1 protein-coding gene is annotated in these 268 nt (G+C 64.2%); it reads right to left on the bottom strand.

Annotated elements, in window-relative coordinates:
• Positions 1 to 20: 20 nt before the first annotated feature.
• Positions 21 to 268 (bottom strand): hypothetical protein (locus SB751_RS31070; RefSeq protein WP_410749152.1); only part of this gene is annotated, 248 nt, incomplete at its 5' end.

Raw genomic sequence — 268 nt, forward strand, 5'->3', positions numbered from 1 at the left:
GTCGCAGATGAGATGGTCGATCATGCGTAAGACGAAAAAGCAGCCATGAAGGCTGTATGGGCGGACGAAAACACAGGGCGGCGCACGGTCGCGCGGAAGACGGACGCCACGCGCGCAAACCGGCAAGGCAGGACGTTGAAAGCCTCATGATACGTGCTTTTGCGTGCGCGGCCGGGGTTTCGCGTGCCGCTTGCCGCTGCGATGCCGTCCCGACTGCGCCGGCTTTCACGCGTCGATGCGACGTTGGCCGTACGGCCAGGGTGTGAGG

Origin of the sequence: Cupriavidus sp. SIMBA_020 (assembly GCF_046535395.1) — a bacterium.
GTDB lineage: Bacteria > Pseudomonadota > Gammaproteobacteria > Burkholderiales > Burkholderiaceae > Cupriavidus > Cupriavidus campinensis.